Annotated in this window: 16 protein-coding genes and 1 tRNA gene; 5 read left to right on the top strand and 12 right to left on the bottom strand. The window is 70.1% G+C overall.

Annotated features, from left to right (window positions below; genetic code table 11):
- The coding region (locus tag A3G1_RS0125820; RefSeq protein ID WP_018352394.1) for an IS30 family transposase at positions 1-263 on the top strand (263 nt) is incomplete at its 5' end.
- A gap of 65 nt (positions 264-328) precedes the next feature.
- Here the strand turns inward: A3G1_RS0125820 and A3G1_RS39050 are convergent.
- The 4 genes from A3G1_RS39050 to A3G1_RS36850 all read right to left on the bottom strand — a co-directional run bounded on the left by A3G1_RS39050 (position 329) and on the right by A3G1_RS36850 (position 5,305).
- Positions 329-1,282, bottom strand: coding sequence for a DUF11 domain-containing protein (locus A3G1_RS39050; protein ID WP_018352393.1), 954 nt, complete (start codon positions 1,280-1,282; stop codon positions 329-331).
- 138 nt (positions 1,283-1,420) lie between these two features.
- Entirely contained in the window at positions 1,421-2,827 is a 1,407-nt protein-coding gene (locus A3G1_RS39045) for a trypsin-like serine peptidase (protein WP_018352392.1), read from the bottom strand.
- A gap of 87 nt (positions 2,828-2,914) precedes the next feature.
- Positions 2,915-3,571: a nitroreductase family protein gene (locus A3G1_RS0125805; RefSeq protein ID WP_018352391.1), complete on the bottom strand. Its 657-nt coding sequence runs from the start codon at positions 3,569-3,571 to the stop codon at positions 2,915-2,917.
- Between the two features lie 75 nt (positions 3,572-3,646).
- Complete coding sequence (locus A3G1_RS36850) at positions 3,647-5,305, bottom strand: NAD-binding protein (protein ID WP_169437614.1); 1,659 nt, start codon at positions 5,303-5,305, stop codon at positions 3,647-3,649.
- A 239-nt stretch (positions 5,306-5,544) separates the two neighbouring features.
- Between A3G1_RS36850 and A3G1_RS0125795 the strand changes: the two genes are divergently transcribed.
- Positions 5,545-6,573 carry a Fic family protein gene (locus A3G1_RS0125795; protein ID WP_018352389.1) on the top strand — a complete coding sequence of 343 codons (1,029 nt, stop codon included), beginning with the start codon at positions 5,545-5,547 and terminating at the stop codon, positions 6,571-6,573.
- Positions 6,574-6,646: 73 nt separating this feature from the next.
- Here A3G1_RS0125795 and A3G1_RS0125790 read toward each other — a convergent pair whose 3' ends face one another.
- Complete coding sequence (locus tag A3G1_RS0125790; RefSeq protein WP_018352388.1) at positions 6,647-7,000, bottom strand: hypothetical protein; 354 nt, start codon at positions 6,998-7,000, stop codon at positions 6,647-6,649.
- A gap of 257 nt (positions 7,001-7,257) precedes the next feature.
- A complete protein-coding gene (locus A3G1_RS0125785; RefSeq protein WP_018352387.1) occupies positions 7,258-7,986 on the bottom strand; it encodes a TetR/AcrR family transcriptional regulator in 729 nt (242 codons plus the stop codon).
- Between the two features lie 220 nt (positions 7,987-8,206).
- On the opposite strand from A3G1_RS0125785, the gene A3G1_RS0125780 reads away from it, so the two are divergent.
- Entirely contained in the window at positions 8,207-9,748 is a 1,542-nt protein-coding gene (locus A3G1_RS0125780) for an MFS transporter (RefSeq protein WP_018352386.1), read from the top strand.
- Positions 9,749-9,896: 148 nt separating this feature from the next.
- The gene (locus tag A3G1_RS0125775; RefSeq protein ID WP_018352385.1) at positions 9,897-10,337 is read left to right on the top strand and encodes a hypothetical protein; all 441 of its coding nucleotides are present in this window, start codon (positions 9,897-9,899) and stop codon (positions 10,335-10,337) included.
- Between the two features lie 65 nt (positions 10,338-10,402).
- Here the strand turns inward: A3G1_RS0125775 and A3G1_RS0125770 are convergent.
- Positions 10,403-10,475: transfer RNA gene (locus A3G1_RS0125770), tRNA-Thr, on the bottom strand.
- A 133-nt stretch (positions 10,476-10,608) separates the two neighbouring features.
- On the opposite strand from A3G1_RS0125770, the gene A3G1_RS0125765 reads away from it, so the two are divergent.
- Positions 10,609-11,691: an ABC transporter ATP-binding protein gene (locus A3G1_RS0125765; protein ID WP_018352384.1), complete on the top strand. Its 1,083-nt coding sequence runs from the start codon at positions 10,609-10,611 to the stop codon at positions 11,689-11,691.
- Positions 11,692-11,779: 88 nt separating this feature from the next.
- On the opposite strand, the gene A3G1_RS0125760 is transcribed toward A3G1_RS0125765, so the two are convergent.
- From A3G1_RS0125760 to A3G1_RS0125740, 5 genes are all read right to left on the bottom strand, one after another.
- Positions 11,780-13,186, bottom strand: coding sequence for an outer membrane protein assembly factor BamB family protein (locus A3G1_RS0125760; protein WP_018352383.1), 1,407 nt, complete (start codon positions 13,184-13,186; stop codon positions 11,780-11,782).
- 31 nt (positions 13,187-13,217) lie between these two features.
- Positions 13,218-14,441 (bottom strand): outer membrane protein assembly factor BamB family protein, encoded by a 1,224-nt coding sequence (locus tag A3G1_RS0125755; RefSeq protein WP_157641394.1) that lies wholly within the window; start codon positions 14,439-14,441, stop codon positions 13,218-13,220.
- A 29-nt stretch (positions 14,442-14,470) separates the two neighbouring features.
- Positions 14,471-15,592 carry a 23S rRNA (guanosine(2251)-2'-O)-methyltransferase RlmB gene (rlmB, locus tag A3G1_RS0125750; protein WP_018352381.1) on the bottom strand — a complete coding sequence of 374 codons (1,122 nt, stop codon included), beginning with the start codon at positions 15,590-15,592 and terminating at the stop codon, positions 14,471-14,473.
- A 2-nt stretch (positions 15,593-15,594) separates the two neighbouring features.
- Entirely contained in the window at positions 15,595-16,992 is a 1,398-nt protein-coding gene (cysS, locus tag A3G1_RS0125745; RefSeq protein ID WP_018352380.1) for a cysteine--tRNA ligase, read from the bottom strand.
- 159 nt (positions 16,993-17,151) lie between these two features.
- Positions 17,152-17,778, bottom strand: coding sequence for an IclR family transcriptional regulator (locus A3G1_RS0125740; protein WP_018352379.1), 627 nt, complete (start codon positions 17,776-17,778; stop codon positions 17,152-17,154).
- Positions 17,779-17,784: the final 6 nt, after the last annotated feature.

Genomic DNA, 17,784 nt, shown 5'->3' with positions numbered 1-17,784 from the left:
AGATGGCCCTGCACCGACAGTTCAGCACCGCAACCGACATGGGCGTCTACTTCTGCGACCCCGCCAGCCCCTGGCAGCGAGGATCCAACGAGAACACGAACGGCCTGCTCCGCCAGTACTTCCCCAAGGGCACCGACCTGACCTGCCACACCGCCGAGGACCTGGCCGCCGTCGCAGCCGAACTCAACAGCCGCCCACGCAAAACGCTCGGCTGGGAGACCCCAGCCGAGCGCCTCGCTACGCTTCTAGCAACTGCCAGTTGACCAACCCGTGTTGCGACGACTCCTGGAATTCGCCCGAGTCTGGGCGGGCCTTCGCGGGAGTTCCGCTAGCTGACGACCGACCGGCGGCGACGGCGGGCGGCCAGCACCAGGCCGACGCCCGCGAGCACGGCGGCGCCACCGGCCCAGCCGAACACGGCGGCTTTGGAACCAGTGACGGCCAGCCCGGGGGTGGCCGGGGCCGGAGCGGGAGCCGGGGCGGCCGTCGACGGGGTGGCGGACGGGCTCGGCGACGGGGTCACCGGGGCCTTGCCGATCGGGATGACCAGCTGGGACTTCTCGTCACCAACGACCCGGACGCCCGTGCCGATCGTGTCGTTCTCGTCGTAAGCCCTCCAGCCCGCAGGAGGCACGACGCGCAGCCGGTACTGGCCGGCCGGGACACCGGTGAACAGGAACTCACCGTTGGTGTCGGAGACGATCTCGCCATAGGTTTTGTTCGGGTCATCCCAGTCGACCCGGATGACCTTGACACCTGGTACCCGGGGCCTGCCCGTGGAAGGTTCGGCCTGTGATCCCGCCTCATAGACCAGGCCGAAGATGCTGCCCTTCGCGCCCGGCACCTTCAGCGAGGCATCCGTACGGTTGTCCCAGTGACTGGCCTCGCCGTTGTTCGCATCCCACCCGTAGGAGAAGGCGGCGTAGCCGTACTTCATCGAGCCCTTCTGGACCGTGGTGCGCACGACGATGCTGTGGGTCTTGCCGACGGGCAGGTCGAAGTGCTTGTCCAGTACGTCCTTGTCGACGATGCTCAGGTCGGTCACGCCGCCGGCGCAGCAGCCGGTGACGTGCACAGCCCTCGCGTCGGCCTTGCCATTGTTCGCGAAGTTCACGGTCACTGTGACGGTGTCGCCCTCAGCAGCCGTGTCCTTGTCCAGGCTGGCCGTGATCTTCAGGTCTGGCAGATCAGCGGCGGCGTGGGCCGGGACGGCCAGCCCGCCGGTGATCAGAGCGCCCAGCATCGCGGTGGCGGACAGGCGCGCGGCGATGTTCCTGCGCATAGGTGATCCCCCGTACAAAATTCATGGCGCAGCAAAAGCGTCCGCGCCGAGCAACCGGAGGATTCTCCTCGGTGCTCGGCGCGGGGCGCATCCGTCGTTCAGACGGCCTCAGGTGGCCGACCTGGCATCAGGTACCGGCTAGAGCTTGTCCTTGATCTGGGCGTGGATCAGGTCGATCCGCACGCCGGAGTTGGGGCAGCCGCCGAAGTGGTGCAGGGCGATCACCCGGTGGGTCTTGCGGGACAGGACCGGCGAGCCGGACGAGCCGCCCTCGGTGTCGCAGAAGTAGGACGTGTCGGTGTCCTTGGCGTAGCCCTCGACCTTCGGCTTGTCGACCTTGCAGTTGCCCCGGTTGTCCTTGTCGCTGGTGAGGGCGATCTCCTTCGGGCGGCCGCCCGGGTGCTGGGGGATGTAGAGCTCCTCGCCCTTGTCGGCGACCCGGACGTCGAGTTCCAGGAAGCCGAAGTCCTTGATCTTGTCGAAGTCGCGGACCGTGAACAGCGCGTAGTCCAGGGTGTCGTCGGAGGCCAGCAGCTGGTCGCCGAGCACCTTGGTCACCGGGTCGTTGAAGTACCCGCCGCAGGTCGCGCACTGGTAGTTGAACCAGACCTCGGTGTTCTGCGCCTTGTACGGCGTGTCGATGCAGTGCCGGTTGGTCAGCAGCCGGTTGTTCGGGCCGACCCGCCAGGCCGTGCACAGTTCCGTGCCGTCGATCAGGAGGCGGGCGATGGGCTTGGCGTGCGAGTACTCCGCGGGGAACTCGGAGGTGTAGCAGACGGCGTCAGCCTTGTCGTTGCCCCCGCACACGCTCTCGGTCTTGTGCCGGGGCTTCGGCTTGTCGCCCTTCGCGAACTTGTCGATGTTGACGCCCAGCCCGCCGAGCGCCTCGGACGGCAGCAGGCGGCGGCTGACCACCTCGACGATGGCCGTGTCGCCCGGTACCGACAGCGCCCACTTGTTCAGGCTGGTCACCGGGGCCGCGAGCTTGCCGGGGTCGACGGCCTGGCCGGCCCCGAGCAGCTTGGCCGGGTCGAGCAGCTGGCCTGGTTCCTGGCCGGTCAGGCCGGTGAGCCCGCTGAGCAGGCCGGTGAGGGCCGCGCCGTCGACGGGCAGGCCCTCCGGGGTGTAGTACCGGACTTCCTTGCCCTTCGGGTCGCCCACCTTGACCAGGTCGCCCGGCAGCAGCGCGAGCTTGGCGAAGTGCGGCTTGATGTACTCGGCTCCGGCCGCGTGCAGCGTGACCGACTTCCGGGCGGAGTAGTCGAGGGCGTGGTTGACCGTCTGGATCGCGCCGATGTTCAGCGGCTCGTCAGCCTTCGGCAGCGCGGGGGCCTTGACCCCGGGGGCCGCTGGGACGCCAGGGAGGGCCGGGGCCTGGCCGAGGCCGTTCTCCGCCTTCTTTCCCTCCGGTGCGGAGGTGAGGGGCGAGGTCACGGAGGACACTGTGGACAGCAGGCCGAACGGGCCGCCCGGCCGGTTCGTGATCGCCGCCTCCGCGACCCCGCCCACGGCGAGGACCCCCGCCGTTGTGATCAGTACCGCCAAGACTCGGCGACGCATGGTGCCCCTTTCGCACTGTTTTCCCATGACACATTCGTCAGGGTTAACGAAATGCGCGGGGGCGCGTCGCGGTTAGCGTAGGATTCGCACCTCTTCCAGGGATTTCTTGGAGATGTCCGGTACGCGGGCCTCGGGCGCCGGGTAGCCGACCGGGATGACCACATAGGCGCGTTCCTCGGCGGGGCGGTCGAGCACCTCGCTGAGGAACTTCATCGGGCTCGGCGTGTGGGTCAGCGTGGCCAGGCCCGCCTGGTGCAGCGCGGCGAGGAGGAAGCCGACCGCGATGCCGACGGACTCCTTGACGTAGTACGGCCGGGGTTCACTGGGTCCCTTGTGGACCTCGAACACGACGATCAGCGCCGGGGCGATGTCGAGAAACGGCTTGTCGGTGTCCGTGCCGAGCGGGGCCAGCGCGTCCAGCCACTCCTGCGTGGCCCGCCGCGTGTAGAACTCGACCTCCTCGGCCTCGGCCGCCACCCGCAGCCTGTGCTTGATCTCGGGATCCGTGACAACGACGAACCGCCACGGCTGGATGTTCGCCCCGCTCGGCGCGGTGGCGGCGGCGCGGATCGCGGCATCGATCAGCTCCAGCGGCACGGGCCGGTCGGAGAAGTCGCGGATCGTCCGCCGGGTCGTCATCAGGTCGGCGAACGCCTCGACCCGGGACAGCGCCTCTTCGGGCGGCACACCGTAGTGCGGGGCCGGCACGGTGGGGTAACTGTAAGCCATCCGTACATTGTGGGGGACGCCCGCCTGCCGGACAATAGCGTCCGCATAGTGAACGTTCTAGAACGCGCTCTCCTCCTAGCCTTCTGTCGACAGCCGGGCGAGCAGGCCGCTCAGCCCGGCCCGGGTGGCCACGACGGTGAGCCGGTCGCCGGGGCGGAGCAGGCGGCCGGGCTTCGGGCGGTAGTTGGGATAGCCGCCGTCGCGTACCGCGATCACCCTGACCTCGCCCGCGTCGTGCGCCTCGCTCAGCTTGGCCCCGGCCAGCTCGGAGCCCGCCGCGACCGGCAGCTCCGCGACGAGCAGCACGCGGCGGCCGACCGGGATGGTGTGGATGGCCTTGCGGTCGATCATCGCGGCGGCGAAGGCCGGGGCCGCGAGGTAGGACACGCTGCGCGAACGGGTGATGCCGAGGTGGCGTTCCACCCGGTGCGCCAGGTCGCCGTCGAAGAGCCGGAGCACGACCCACAGGTCAGGCCGCAGCTCCTTGCCGAGCAGGCCGGCGTCGAGATTCGTCGCGTCGTCGCTGGTGATGGTGACGAGCGCCCGGCAGTTGCGAACCCCGGCGGCCTGAAGCGTCTTGCGCCGGCTCGCGTCGCCGATGATGACCTCCAGGCCGAGGGAGCGGACGATCGGGACACCGACCGCCGACTCGTCCGCGTCGATCGCGACGACGTCGTAGCCGAGATCGTGGAGCTGGCGGACGACGCGCGTGCCGACGTTGCCCAGCCCGACGACGACCACGTGACCGGAGTGCGGCACGCGCGGCTTGTTCAGCGCGATGGCCAGCCGGGTGTTGACGACGAACTCGACCGCCAGAGCCGTGGCGATCGGCACCAGGATCACCAGGCCGGCCAGCGTCACGACCACTTGCAGGACGCGTTGTGGCCCCTGCAGCTGCGGATCGACCTGACCACTCCCCGCCGAGGTCATCATCATCTCGTACGCGGCGGTGATCCACGCCTTCCCCGTCAGCCGCGACCAGATCGTGCTGACGACGGCCATCATGGACAGCCCGACGGCGAACGCGATCCACAGCTTGCGGAACCGCAGGATGTCGAGCAGCACCCTCAGCCGGGGGCGACGCCGGGGCGGCCTGGCCGAGGGCTCGTCGGTCGAGCCGTTGGCGAGCGCGAGTACGAGATCGGTGGGTTTCTCGTCCTGGGGCAGCAGCGCCGAGGACGGCACCGCCTGGTCGGAGAGTCCTACGAGGACCTGCTCGGGTGGCAGCTGGGCGCGGTGCGCGACCTGCAACGTCTGCCCGGGCAGCCGGACCACGCTCAGCGTCGGGTCGTTGAGGGCCGCCGTGACGAATGCCGGTGCGGCGATCGCCGCGTCGGACAGGGCCGTGCAGTCCGGGAACAGCTCGTGCATCCGGCGGCCCAGGCTCCCGCTGGACATCCTGACCACCATGCGCAGCCCGGGATGCAGCTCCTGGGCCCGGAGCGCGGCGTGGATGTTGCCGATGTCGCCGTGCTGGACGAGCGCCAGCGAGCGCGCCTCCGGCAGACCCGCCGCCCGGAACGTGTCCTCGTCCAGCCGCGGCGACTCGACGATCCGGACCCCGGGCAGCCGGGAGATCTCCGGCCCGTGGTTGTCCCTCTTGGACTTGAGGACGACGGTGACGTTCTCCCCGTACCGCTTGGTCAGCTCCTCGGCCAGCCGGTACGCCAGCGGGGTGTCCCCGCACACCACGAAGTGCCGTCGTTGCACACGGCGGGGCAGCACGGGAGACATATGCCCGATGGTAGCCAGGACCCGCCAGGACAGAGGTAACGGCGAGGTCCATGATGGACCTCGCCGTTCAAAGCTGGCAGCCATCACTCACGGACAGCCGGGGCCCGGCAGTATCGCCCTCCCCCCATGATCCATAGCCGTCATCAGGACTTGATTAGTTCAATTGGATTTCCGCACCCCGTATCAACTACGGTGGGCAGGTAGATATCGTGGAGTTCATGCCCACTTGAGGAGTTCACGTGGCAGGACGGGGCCGGCCCAGCCGCGCCAGTGTCTATCGACGCCTCGAGCACGCCATCGAAGAGCTGAACAGCCGGCTGGGTGGCCTGCCAAGCCCGAAGGAAGCCGAGTCGATCTGGCGGGACATCTGGTACGAGGAGGCGCATCACTCGACGGCGATCGAAGGCAACACGCTGGCGATCAAGGAAGTTCAGGCGCTCTTGAGCGAGGGACGTGCCGTTGGCGCGAAGCCTCTGCGTGAGTACCTGGAGGTCAAGGGCTATGGCGACGCCGCCCAGTGGGTGTACGGGCAGGCGATGGAGCCCGACGAGCGGCATGACGGCCGGCTGGTGACGCTGGACGAGGTCCGCATGATCCACAAAATGGCCATGACGCCGGTCTGGGACGTCTACCCAGACCCGGGGGCGACAGACCGCGAAGGGCCGGGGTACTTCCGGGAGCACGAAATCCAGGCCTTCGCCGCAGGCATGCAGCCGCCGACATGGCCACTGGTGCCGTCGATGGCAGCCGGCTGGGTGGAGTCAGCCTGCGACCTCGGGAACCGGGCTGGCCAGCCAGGCGACGGGGATCAGCAGGCACTGCCGGAGGAGCTGGCACGTGTCCACAATGAATTCGAGAAGGTACACCCGTTTCTCGACGGCAACGGGCGGGTGGGACGGCTTGCCCTCAACCTGCTGCTCGTCCGCTTGGGCTATCCCCCGGTCATCATCCTCAAGCGCCAACGGCCCGCGTACCTGGCGGCCATGCACCGCGCCGACCAGGGTGACTACGGCGCACTGGGTGAGCTGATCGCCCGTGCGATGTACGACAACCTGAACCGCTTCATCGTCCCGAACCTTGCCGGACCCGCCAGGCTCGTTCCGCTTGCCGCCCTGCAGGACGACCGGATCAGCCAGCAGGCACTGCGCCAGGCCGCCCAGCGAGGACGGCTCGACGCGGTGCAGGGCAGCGACAGTGTCTGGCGCAGTTCCAAGAAGGCGGTGGACGCCTACCTGGCATCCCGGAACGCCAAGGCGCCGAAACGCTAGATCAAGGCTGTACCAGCATACGAACGGCGAGGTCCATGATGGACCCCGCCGCTCAAAGCTGGCTAGCTGTTCGTCAGAGTGCCGGTTCGAGAACCAGGACTTCCCAGGCTCCCTCGCGCATCTCGTGGATCGCGTACGACTTCGGCCGTTCGAGGACGAGCTCACCGTCGGCCAGCGGGAGGCTGGCGATCGGCCGGCCGTCGTCGTCGACGAGGTGCCCGATCAGGATCCCGTCGGCGTCGACCAGCTTCCAGCCGTCGTTGGGCCGGATCTCGTACCGCAATCCTGGTACGAGCCACTGCCGGTAGGTCATTCCCTCGTGCTCCACCAGTACACCAGCGATCCCGTAGATCGTCGCTGGATGACCAGAGCCGCCGTGACGGGCCGGCTCGTCGCTGGTCCGCCCGTACGTCACCAGAGCAGCCATGACTCCCCCTCTCAGGGGCCTGTGCGCGCGTGCCCACTGTGGGCTTGTCACGCTAGACGATTGCCGCAATTAGGTTAACCCCCACAAATTAGGCAGGGCTACCCTTCGCGCTTCTGATCTAGAGAACGAGCCACATTCATTCAAGTCTCGCCCTGTCCGGCGATTTTCCCGGCGTCAGCGAGCCACAGGCAAGACATGGGTAACGCTCGATTTATCCTGTACCCGCGCAGCGCGCCCCCCACACCAGCCACGCTGGACTATTTCCCGAGCAGGCGGACAGCGATCCCGTCGAGAATGCAGTCCAGCCCGTCCCAGAAGGCCTGCTCGCGGCTGGACGGGGCATCGCCGTCGGCGTACTCGGTGTAGAGCGCGCGCAGCCTCGGGTACGGGGCGGTGGCCTCCACCGCGGCCTCGGCCAGCCGGTTCACCCACTCCTGCTCGTTGTCCCCCGCGCGGGCGATGGCCAGCAGCCAGCCGGCCTCGATGCTGGTCACGCCCATGACGTAGCCGGTGATCGTGTTCACCGCGATGTTGGCTGCGGCCGGTGACATCCCGGCGTCGGCGTAGAGGCCGATGACGGCGTCCGACAGCCGGAGCACGTTCGGCCCGAGCTGGACCATGCCGGTGCCGAAGACCGAGGACATCCAGGGATGGCGGAGGATGGCGGCCCGCATCTCCCCGGCCAGCTTCCGGGCCGGCGCGCGCCACTCGCCCGGCTGCCCGGTGTCCGGGTCGGCGATCTCGCCGTACACCCGGTCGACCACGAGCTCCATCAGCTCGTCCTTGTTGGCCACGTGCGTGTAGAGCGACGTGGCGCCCACGCCCAGCCTGGCCCCCAGGTTCCGCATGCTCAGGGCGTCGATGCCCTGCGTGTCGAGCAGCGCGATCGCCTCGGTGACGATCTGGTCCCGGCTCAGGGCCGGCTGCTCGCGGCGGCGGCGCTCCGGCCGGGTCCATACAGAGGCGAACTGCTCCTTGCCTGACATGGGTGCGCTCCTTGAGGGATCGGTCGGGGACGGCCGGCTGGTTCCGATCAGCATAGCGACCTGCCCGTACACCGTGCGGATGATCGAACAGTGTGCGGCGTCACGCACGCCGTTCGGAAATTGGACGATGTTCGGCCTTGCGAACACTGTGCGGTGTCCGTACGGTGTTCGGAGTAGCGAACAGTGTGCGGAACCCGGAACGCGGAACCCCTCGGAGGACATGGTGGATACCAAGGACGTGAAGGACCTCAAGCAGCGCAACCCGAAGCGCTGGCTGATCCTGATCGTGCTCTGCCTGAGCACCTTGGTGCTCGTGATCGACAACATGGTGCTGACGGTCTCGATCCCGCCGATCGTCGAGGACCTGAAGGCCACGCCGCAGCACATCCAGTGGATCATCGACTCGTACATCCTGGTCTTCGCCGGGCTGCTGCTCACCTCGGGCAGCCTGTCCGACAGGTTCGGCCGCCGGAAAGTCATGATCATCGGGTTGGTGCTCTTCGGGGCGGCCTCGGTACTCGCGGCCTACGCCGCCGACCCCGCGCAGCTCATCGCCGGCCGGGCCCTGATGGGCGTCGGCGGCGCCCTGATCATGCCGAGCACCCTGTCGATCCTGATCACCGTGTTCGACGAGGACGAGCGGCCGAAGGCGATCGCGGCGTGGAGCGCGGTGGCGATGCTGGGCATGGTGGGCGGCCCGACGGTCGGCGGCGCGCTGATCTCGAACTTCTGGTGGGGCGCGGTCTTCGTGATGAACGTGCCGATCGCGCTGCTGGCCATCCTCGCCGCGCTGTTCCTGATGCCCGAGTCGCGCGGCCCGGTCCGTAAGGCCGACCCGCTGGGCATGGTGCTGTCGATGACCGGCATGACGGCTCTCATCTGGACGATCATCGAGCTGCCGCAGACCGGGCTCTCCGACGCCGGCACCATCACCTCGCTGGTCATCGCGGTCGTGGCCCTGGGCGGGTTCGCCTTCTGGGAGCTGCGGACGAAGTCCCCGATGATCCCGCTGGAGCTCTTCCGGAACCGGATGTTCACCGGTTCCAGCTTCTCCCTGGTGCTCGTCACGTTCGCCAACGGCGGGCTGATGCTGGTCCTGACGCAGTACCTGCAGTTCGTGCTCGGCTACACGCCGACCGAGACCGGCCTGGCGATGACCCCGCTGGCCGTCGCGACCCTCGCGCTGAACGGTGTCGGTGCCGCGCTGGCCAAGAAGCTCGGCAACCGGGTGCTGACCTCGCTCGGCCTGCTCGTGATCGCGGCAGGCTTCGCCGCACTGGCCACTATGGAGAGTGACTCCGGCTGGCTGCACGTCTCGGCGGCGATGGTGCTGCTCGGCGGCGGCTGCGGCCTGGCGATGCCCGCCGCGATCGCGGCCCTGATGGGTGCCGTGCCGCCGGCGCACGCCGGGGTCGGGTCGGCGCTGAACGACACGGTGCAGCAGACCGGCGCGGCGCTCGGCGTCGCCATCCTCGGCTCGGTGCTGTCCAGCTCCTACGGCGGCGCGATGCCGTCCGGCGCACCGGAGAAGGCACGCAGCTCGATCGCCGAGGCGCTGGGCCTGGCCGGGGCGACCGGTGACGCCGGCCTGGCCGGAGCGGCCAAGGACGCCTTCACGACCGCGATGTCCACGACCTTCTTCGCCGGGGCGGCCGGCGTGGTGGTCGCCGCGATCCTCGCGCTCGTCCTGATGCGCGGCGGGAAGAACACCACGGCCGAGACGCAGGAGGCGGACGCCGAGCTGGTGAGCGCTTCGCACTAGTCAGCAGTTCGAACCGGAGGCAGCCGGGGCTCTTCGCCCCGGCTGCCTCTTTCGCGTGCACACGCCGGGCCGGCGATCGGAGGCGCGCCGGACCGGCCCGAACAGCTACCGTCAGGGGTCGGCCTACCCGGAACGAGACGAGGAGCAGATGGCGACACGGACCCGGTACCTCGCCTGCCCACTGGGCCACCAGCCGCCCGGCGCCCGGCAGGCCGGGTACCAGCCGCTGCCCGGCCGCACGGCCCGCCAGGCAGGTACCTGCGAACACTGCGAGGACACCGGCCTGGTCGCCGTCGAGCACACGGTCCCCGACCGGCAGATCCGCGACTACTGGGGCGCCACAGCGACCGCGCCGGTCCGCGACGAGCACGACATCACGGCTCCGCCGGGCGGCTGCCAGCCGGTACGGTGCACGGCCGGCTGTGACGACGGCATGGTGGACCTGCCGAGGGCGATCACCGGGCCGATCATGGGCACACCGCTGAGCGCCGGCGAGCTGAGTACCGTGCTGCGCGCCGCCCGCTGCCGGGCCTGCCGGGGGCGCGGGTGGGTGTGGGGGTACGACGGACCGCCCGGGACGAACAGCTAGGTACTCGAACGAAATAAAGCTCCCCCACCTGCGGTGACGCTGGGTGGGGGAGCTTTTTCGCACTGAGCCGGTACCGGGACTCGAACCCGGAACCTTCCGATTACAAGTCGGGTGCGCTACCAGTTGCGCCATACCGGCGGGCGTGCCTCGTGGATCATACAGCCGGCCGCTGGCGTTCGGCATGCCGCGCACCTAGAGTGGCTGGGGCACTACCAACTTTCTTTCACTCGGATCGTCCGGCACGTTCCTGCCGGTGAAAGGTTGATTCGGCATGGCTACTGTCAGCTACAAGGGCGCGACCCGCCGGTACCCCGGCACCACGCGCAACGCCGTCGACAAGCTCGACCTCGAGATCGGTGACGGCGAGTTCCTCGTCCTGGTCGGCCCGTCGGGCTGCGGCAAGTCCACCAGCCTGCGCATGCTGGCCGGCCTGGAGGATGTCGACGAGGGCGCGATCCTGATCGAGGGCAAGGACGTCACGAACCTGCCGCCCAAGGACCGCGACATCGCGATGGTCTTCCAGAACTACGCGCTGTACCCGCACATGACGGTGTACGAGAACATGGCCTTCGCGCTCAAGCTGCGCAAGACCTCCAAGGACGAGATCGACCGGCGGGTCAAGGAAGCCGCGAAGCTGCTCCAGCTCGAGGAGTACCTGAGCCGCAAGCCGAAGGCGCTGTCCGGCGGCCAGCGGCAGCGGGTCGCGATGGGCCGGGCGATCGTCCGCGAGCCCCAGGTCTTCCTCATGGACGAGCCGCTGTCCAACCTGGACGCCAAGCTGCGCGTGCAGACCCGGTCGCAGATCGCCTCGCTCCAGAAGAACCTCGGCATCACCACCGTGTACGTGACGCACGACCAGGTCGAGGCCATGACGATGGGCCACCGGGTCGCCGTCATGCTCGACGGTGTCCTCCAGCAGGTCGACACCCCGCGCAACCTGTACGACTCCCCGGCGAACGTGTTCGTGGCCGGCTTCATCGGCTCCCCCGCGATGAACATCAAGACGGTGACGCTGGGCGCCGACGGTGCCCGGTTCGGCTCGATGCTGATGCCGCTGACCCGCGAGCAGGTGACCGCCGCCGGCGACGGCAAGGTGACCGTCGGCTTCCGGCCGGAGGACACCGACCTGGTCGCGCCGTCCGAGGGCGGGCTGCCGATCGTCGTGGACCTGGTGGAGGAGCTGGGTTCCGACGCGTACGTCTACGGGCACGCCGACGTGAACGGCGAGCAGGAGCGGTTCACCGTCCGGACCGACGGCCGCAGCGCGCCGTCCCTCGGCGACACCGTGTACGTGAAGCCGCGCGGCGCGCACCACCACGTGTTCCACGCGGAGACGGGCGTGCGGATCGCCTAGCGATCAGTCCCCAGACGAGTAGTGAGGCGGTACGTCACGGCCGTGACGTACCGCCTCACTGGGAATTGCCTGGGTATGTCCGAGTATTTCACTGGTACCGCCAGACGTGTAGCTTTTCGCCAAATTCGGCGCATGCCAGGTACTTGCCGCCCTCCACGCACGGCGTGTCCAGCGGCAGCCCGGTCCTCCCGATCGCACGGATCGTGCCCGTCCGGGTGTTGAGCCGGCCGACCCAGAGGTCCCGGGGTGACGCCGGGGCCGGCATCATCACACTGACCAGGCCGGCCTCGCCGATCGCCCAGCCAGGAAGTGTCAGGCTGCTGGCCGCGGGAAACTCCCACTCGCCGAGCGGGCCGAGCATCCTGCCCGTCCGGGTGTCGTACAGGACCGGCGAGGGTGCGCCGTTGTCCCGGAACCGGCGGGCCGGGGCCATCCACAGCGCGTCGTTCAGCACGACCCGGTCGTCGCGCCGCTCCCAGAGCTGGCGGCCCGTGGCGGGGTCGAGGGCCGCCACCAGGCCACGGCTGCCGATGCCGTCCCGGGTCGTGGTGCAGATCAGCTCCCCGCACGGCCAGGCGCTGGGCGCGCCGGACCGGACAGTGCTGGTCCACCGGGGTTCGAGGGTGCTGGCGTCGTAGGCCACGATCGTGCGGTTCGCGATGAACAGGAGCAGGCCGGCGGCTGCCATGCCGTGGTTGTTCTCCAGATCGACCTCTGGGGGCAGGACACGCGTCGCGAGTACCTGGTCGGCTGCCGGGTCCCAGACCTGCACGGTGCCGGCTTCCGCCGAGACGGTGTAGCGGTGCAGGAGGACCGGGGAGGCTGGTTTGCCGTCCCGGTTGACGAGCGGCTGATAGGCGTCGGTGACCTTCCGCTCCCAGATGCGGTTTCCGGTGCGGGGGTCGACAAGGGCCAGAGTCTCTCCGGTACTGAGCAGTGGCGCCCAGAGGTTCGACATCTCCCCGTCAGCCCGCCACAGCTCGCGGCCGTCCGCCTGGTCGAGCGCGAGGGTGAGGTACTCCTGCCCGGGCTCGGCCGATGGCGCCGACGAGTACACAGCCAGCATGACCGAGACGATGAGTACCCCGTCGTGGAGGTGGACCAGGCTCGCGTCGCGGGCGTCCCCGTTCTGGGGCTGCCCCGGGAGTTCTGGCAGCGGCGCGCGCCACCGGAGCCGGCCCCGGTCCTCGCCCAGGTCGTAGCGGCTGATCGCCTGGCCGCTCCGCTCGCGGGTGATCACGTACAGCTCGTCGCCGTGGAACGACACCACAGCCCGGTGGGCCTGGGCGACGTCCGGCATCGGGATCTCGCGGAACTGACGCTTCGGCACCGACTCGGTGGCCCCGGTCGCCAGGAGGACGCCGAGAACGAGAACGACAGCCAGGAACCTGCGGCGCCACGGGCTGCCCTGGCGCAGGAGCCGGGGCAGGGGCGGCCGCTCCGGTACCCGGGGCGGCGGCTCGGAGCCGATGACCCCGAGATCGATGAACGTCACGGCGCCAACGATAGCGGGCCGGGCACAGCTCTCAGCCGGCCGTCCGGCCCAGTGCCCACACGTGCAAACGGTCCTGATCGTCGAAACAGGACAGATGAGCCGCCGTCGCCTGGCAGCCGCCGACCGGTACGCCGAGCCTGGCCAGCGGCCGGATCGAGCCGGTACCGGGATCGAGCAGCCCAGCCCAGCCGCCCTCACCCTGGTCCTGCACCACGAGCCGCCCGCCCGGCAGCGCGGCCAGTGGCAGCCACCCGCCCAGGTCCCGGCGGGGCTGGCCGGCCCGGTCGAGGAGCATCGCGCCGCCGGCCCGGCCGGGTGGCCGGAACAGGGCGCCGCCGGCCGTGACCAGCGTCGTGCGCCAGCTGCCGGACCAGCGCTCGGCCCCGGTACCGCCGTCGAGGACCACGAGCCGTTCGCGGCCCTCACGGTCGGAACGGGTGAGGCAGAACATCGCCCCGCAGGTCGCGACCCGGGCGGCGTTGGCAGCCGACGGCTGATTCGCCGTCCACAGTGGCCGGAGGGTCGACGGGTCGAGGCGCTCCAGCCAGGTACCGTGCTGGCGGCGGATGACGGTGAGGGCACCGGGCAGTTCGAGCGGGGTGTACATCGCGGCGAAGCCACACGTGCCCGTGCTGACCGGGTGCCGGGCGGCGACCGTCCCGGACTCGGGATCGACCAGCTCGTACGCCGGCGTGACCCGGCACGGGCCGTCCGGTGCCGGGGTGTCGCGGACGGTGAGCAGCCGGACGGGCCAGACGGGGGTGCCGGACGGGTCTAGCTGGATCGCACCGCTGTCCGGGTACACCCAGAGGGTTCTGCCACTCGCCAGGTCGACGCCGGCGATCCCACCCTCGGGGCTCTCGGCCAGGCCGAGCCGCCGGACCGTGTGCAGGAGGCGGGTTTCGAGCTGCCACCGGCGCGCGCCGGTGCGGGCGTCGAGCGCGATCGTCCGGCCCTCGCCGAGGATCAGGACCAGGCCGGGCGCCGCGCGGATCTCCGGCTCCGGGCCTGCCTGCGCCCCGGTGACCCGCCAGAGCCGGCGCGGGGGCCTGGCCGACAGGTCGAGAGCCTCGACAGCCTCGCCGGACAGCACGTAGAGCGCCCGGCCGGCCAGCGCCTGCCCTGCGGCCGGGTACGGCCCCGGGCTCACGAGCAGCCCGGTGAAGCCAGCTGGCCTGCCCGCCGAGGCGGAGCAGGCCAGAACCAGCACTACCGTCCACAGTGCACAGACCAGGCACTGGACCGTTCGCTTCACCCCAGGAGGTTACCTGGGCAGATCGTCACCTACTGGTTACGGCGGCGGCGGGCGATCTCCGACAGGGTGACCGCAGCGGCCACCGAGGCGTTCAGCGACTCGACCTCGCCGGCCATCGGGATGTTGAGCAGCAGGTCGCAGGACTCGCCGACCAGCCGGGACAGCCCGCGGCCCTCCGAGCCGACCACGACGACCACCGGGTCGACAGCGGCTTCGAGGTCGTCCAGGGACACCTCGCCGTCGGCGTCGAGGCCGATCACGATGTACCCCTCCTCCTGGCAGGCCTTCAGCGCCCGGGTCAGGTTCGTGACCTGGGCGATCGGCAGCCGGGCCGCAGCACCCGCCGACGTACGCCACGCGGTGGCGGTCATGCTGGCCGCCCGGCGCTCCGGCAGGAACACGCCCTGCGCGCCGAACGCGGCAGCCGAGCGGACGACCGCACCGAGGTTACGCGGGTCGGTCACGCCGTCGAGCGCGACGAGCAGCGGGGCCGTCGCGTGGTCACGGGCGTTGGCCAGCAGGTCCTCGAAGGACTCGTACGCGTACGGCGGCACGGCCAGGCCGATGCCCTGGTGCAGCACGCCACCGGTCATCTTGTCCAGCTCGCGCCGGCTGACCTCCATGATGGCGATGCCCCGGTTGCCGGCCGTGCGGACGATCTCGGTGACCCGCTCGTCGATCTCGATGCCCTGCGCGACGTACAGCGCCGTGCACGGCACGTGTGCCCGCATCGCCTCGACGACCGGGTTACGGCCGACGAGCAGCTCGGGAGCCTCACGCGGCGTGTTGGCCCGGCGGCCGGGCGCGACCCGGGGGCCGGCGGCGGCACGGCCACCGCCACCCTGCTGGCGCAGCCGGGTACCAGGTGCCGCCTTGCCGCCCTTGGTGGTCTGGAGCGTGCCCGGCTTGCCGACCTTGGGCGCACGGCCCTCGGCCGCGGCGGCCTTCTTCTCCTTGTGCTGCTTCCAGGCCGTCTTGCTCGGGACGTCCTCGGTACCCGAGTAGCCCTTGTGCCACGGCCTTTCCTCGGCAGGCAGGGTCCGCCCGCGAGCCTTCAGGGTCTGCGCGCCGCGCTTACCACCGCTGCCCTGCGCCGTACCCTTCTTGCTCGTCTTGCGGATAGCGCCCTTGCGCTGTGAATTGCCTGCCAATGTCAGCTCCCCAACGTCCAGCGAGGCCCGTGCGGGGTGTCCTCGACAATGATCCCGGCCTGTTTGAGCTGGTCGCGTACCGCGTCAGCCGCCGGGTAGTCCTTACGTGCCCTGGCAGCGTTGCGCTGCTCCAGGGCCAGGGCGACGAGCGCGTCCACCGCGGGGCGGAGCAGGTCGTCTCCCTTGGCCTCCCGCCACTGCTCGTGCAGCGGGTCCAGGCCCAGAATGTCCAGCATCGCGCGGACGGTCGACAGCGCGCCACGGGCCGCCTTGAGGTTGCGGTCGGCGAGCGCGGCGTTGCCGTGCCGGATCGCCTCGTGCACCGAGGCCAGGGCGCGGGAGGTGTTCAGGTCGTCGTTCATCGCCGCGACGAACTCCGCGCCGAGCACGCCGGGGGGCACGTCACCCAGGGTCTCGGTGGCGCGGAGGACAAAACCCTCGATCCGCTTGTACGCCACGGCGGCCTCACGCACCGCGTCGTCGGAGTACTCGATCGTCGACCGGTAGTGCGGGGCTGCCATGTAGTAGCGCACCTCGACCGGGCGCAGGCCCTTGGCGACCAGCGCGTCGAGGTCGATCACGTTGCCGATCGACTTCGACATCTTCTCGCCGCCCAGGTTGAGCAGGGCGTGGTGCACCCAGTACCTCGCGAAGCCGAACCCGGCGGCCTTCGACTGGGCGATCTCGTTCTCGTGGTGGGGGAACTGGATGTCCAGCCCGCCGCCGTGGATGTCGAACTCCTCGCCCAGGTACCGCCAGGACATCGCCGAGCACTCGATGTGCCAGCCGGGGCGGCCACGGCCCCACGGGCTCGGCCAGTACGCGTCCTGCGGCTCGGTCGGCTTCTCGCTCTTCCACAGGGCGAAGTCGAGCGGGGAACGCTTGCCGCGCGCCTCGCCCTCGCTGGACTGCATGGCGTCGGGCCGCTGGCCGGACAGCTCGCCGTACCGGTCCCACGAGCGCACGTCGAAGTAGACGTCGCCGCCGGCCGCGTAGGCGTGCCCGCGCTCGATCAGCTGCTCGATCAGCGTGAACATCTCGGGGATGTGGCCGGTCGCGCGGGGCTCCACGGTCGCGGGAAGCACGCCGAGCGCGTCGTACATGCGGCCGAGCAGCAGCTCGTTCGCGTACGCGATCTGCCAGAACGGGACGCCGGCCTCCTGGGCCTTGGCGAGCACCTTGTCGTCGATGTCCGTGATGTTACGGACGAACCGGACCTCGTATCCGGAGTGGATCAGCCAGCGGCGGAGCACGTCGTAGTTGATCGCCGACCGCATGTGCCCGATGTGCGGGCCGGACTGCACGGTGACACCACACAGGTAGATCCCCGCCTTGCCGGGTTCCCGCGGGACGAAGTCCCGCACCGAGCGGGTCGCGGTGTCATGCAGCCTGAGAGTCACCTCAAAAGGGTACCGCCCGCCCCGGCCAGCCCTGCCTTCCACGCCTGCTTCCGGGCCGCCTGGCGGAACAGCGCCCGGGTGACGACTGTCGATCTTGCTCACCGGGGTGCCGAGCGGGCGGAGATAAGTCCTTTTTGCGCAATTAGTACGAGGGCTGGGTCAGCTGGACAGGGCCGCTGACAGTTCCTCCGCCGCCGCCAGGACCAGCGGGCCGATCTCCGACTCGGCGAACGGGCCGAGTGCGACGACGCCCACACTGCACTCCAGCCCCGGTACGCCGCGCACCCGGGCCGCGATGCCGTGCGCCCCCGGCTGCAACTCGCCGCTCGACGCGATCCACCCGGGCTGGTCACTGAGAATCGCCCGGCCTGCCGCGCCCCGGTCGAGGGGGTGGCGGGAGCCGGCCCGGTACGCGACGTGGAACTGCGTCCAGCTCGGCTCCACCACGACCAGCGCCAGCGCCTCGCCGCCGTCGGCGACGGTCAGGTGCGCGGTGGCACCCGAGGCCTCGGCGAGCCTGCGGAGCGGGGCCAGCGCGGCGTCGGCCACCAGCGGCTGGGCCCGGCGGGCGAGCTGGAGCACGCCGAGGCCGAGCCGTAGCCGGCCGGCCTGGTCGCGGCGGATCAGGCCGTGGCTGGTCAGGGTGCCGACCAGCCGGTACACCACCGCCCGGCCCACGCCCAGCCGCTCGGCGGCCTCGGTGATCGTCAGCCCGTCGGGCGTCTCCGACACGAGCGCGAGCAGGCGAAGCCCCCGGTCGAGGGTCTGGGCGGTCTCGGTGGTCACCTGAAG

The organism is Longispora albida DSM 44784, from assembly GCF_000379825.1.
Classification (GTDB): Bacteria; Actinomycetota; Actinomycetes; order Mycobacteriales; family Micromonosporaceae; genus Longispora; species Longispora albida.
This window is presented reverse-complemented; position numbering and strand designations above follow the sequence as displayed.

Excerpts from the sequence above, each read along its gene's own strand:
- A3G1_RS0125780 (WP_018352386.1), top strand. The coding sequence starts at position 8,207 with ATGGTGGATACCAAGGACGTGAAGGACCTCAAGCAGCGCAACCCGAAG.
- A3G1_RS0125805 (WP_018352391.1), bottom strand. The coding sequence starts at position 3,571 with ATGGCTTACAGTTACCCCACCGTGCCGGCCCCGCACTACGGTGTGCCG.
- A3G1_RS0125790 (WP_018352388.1), bottom strand. The coding sequence starts at position 7,000 with ATGGCTGCTCTGGTGACGTACGGGCGGACCAGCGACGAGCCGGCCCGT.
- A3G1_RS39050 (WP_018352393.1), bottom strand. The coding sequence starts at position 1,282 with ATGCGCAGGAACATCGCCGCGCGCCTGTCCGCCACCGCGATGCTGGGC.
- A3G1_RS0125765 (WP_018352384.1), top strand. The coding sequence starts at position 10,609 with ATGGCTACTGTCAGCTACAAGGGCGCGACCCGCCGGTACCCCGGCACC.
- A3G1_RS0125785 (WP_018352387.1), bottom strand. The coding sequence starts at position 7,986 with ATGTCAGGCAAGGAGCAGTTCGCCTCTGTATGGACCCGGCCGGAGCGC.
- A3G1_RS36850 (WP_169437614.1), bottom strand. The coding sequence starts at position 5,305 with ATGTCTCCCGTGCTGCCCCGCCGTGTGCAACGACGGCACTTCGTGGTG.
- A3G1_RS0125775 (WP_018352385.1), top strand. The coding sequence starts at position 9,897 with ATGGCGACACGGACCCGGTACCTCGCCTGCCCACTGGGCCACCAGCCG.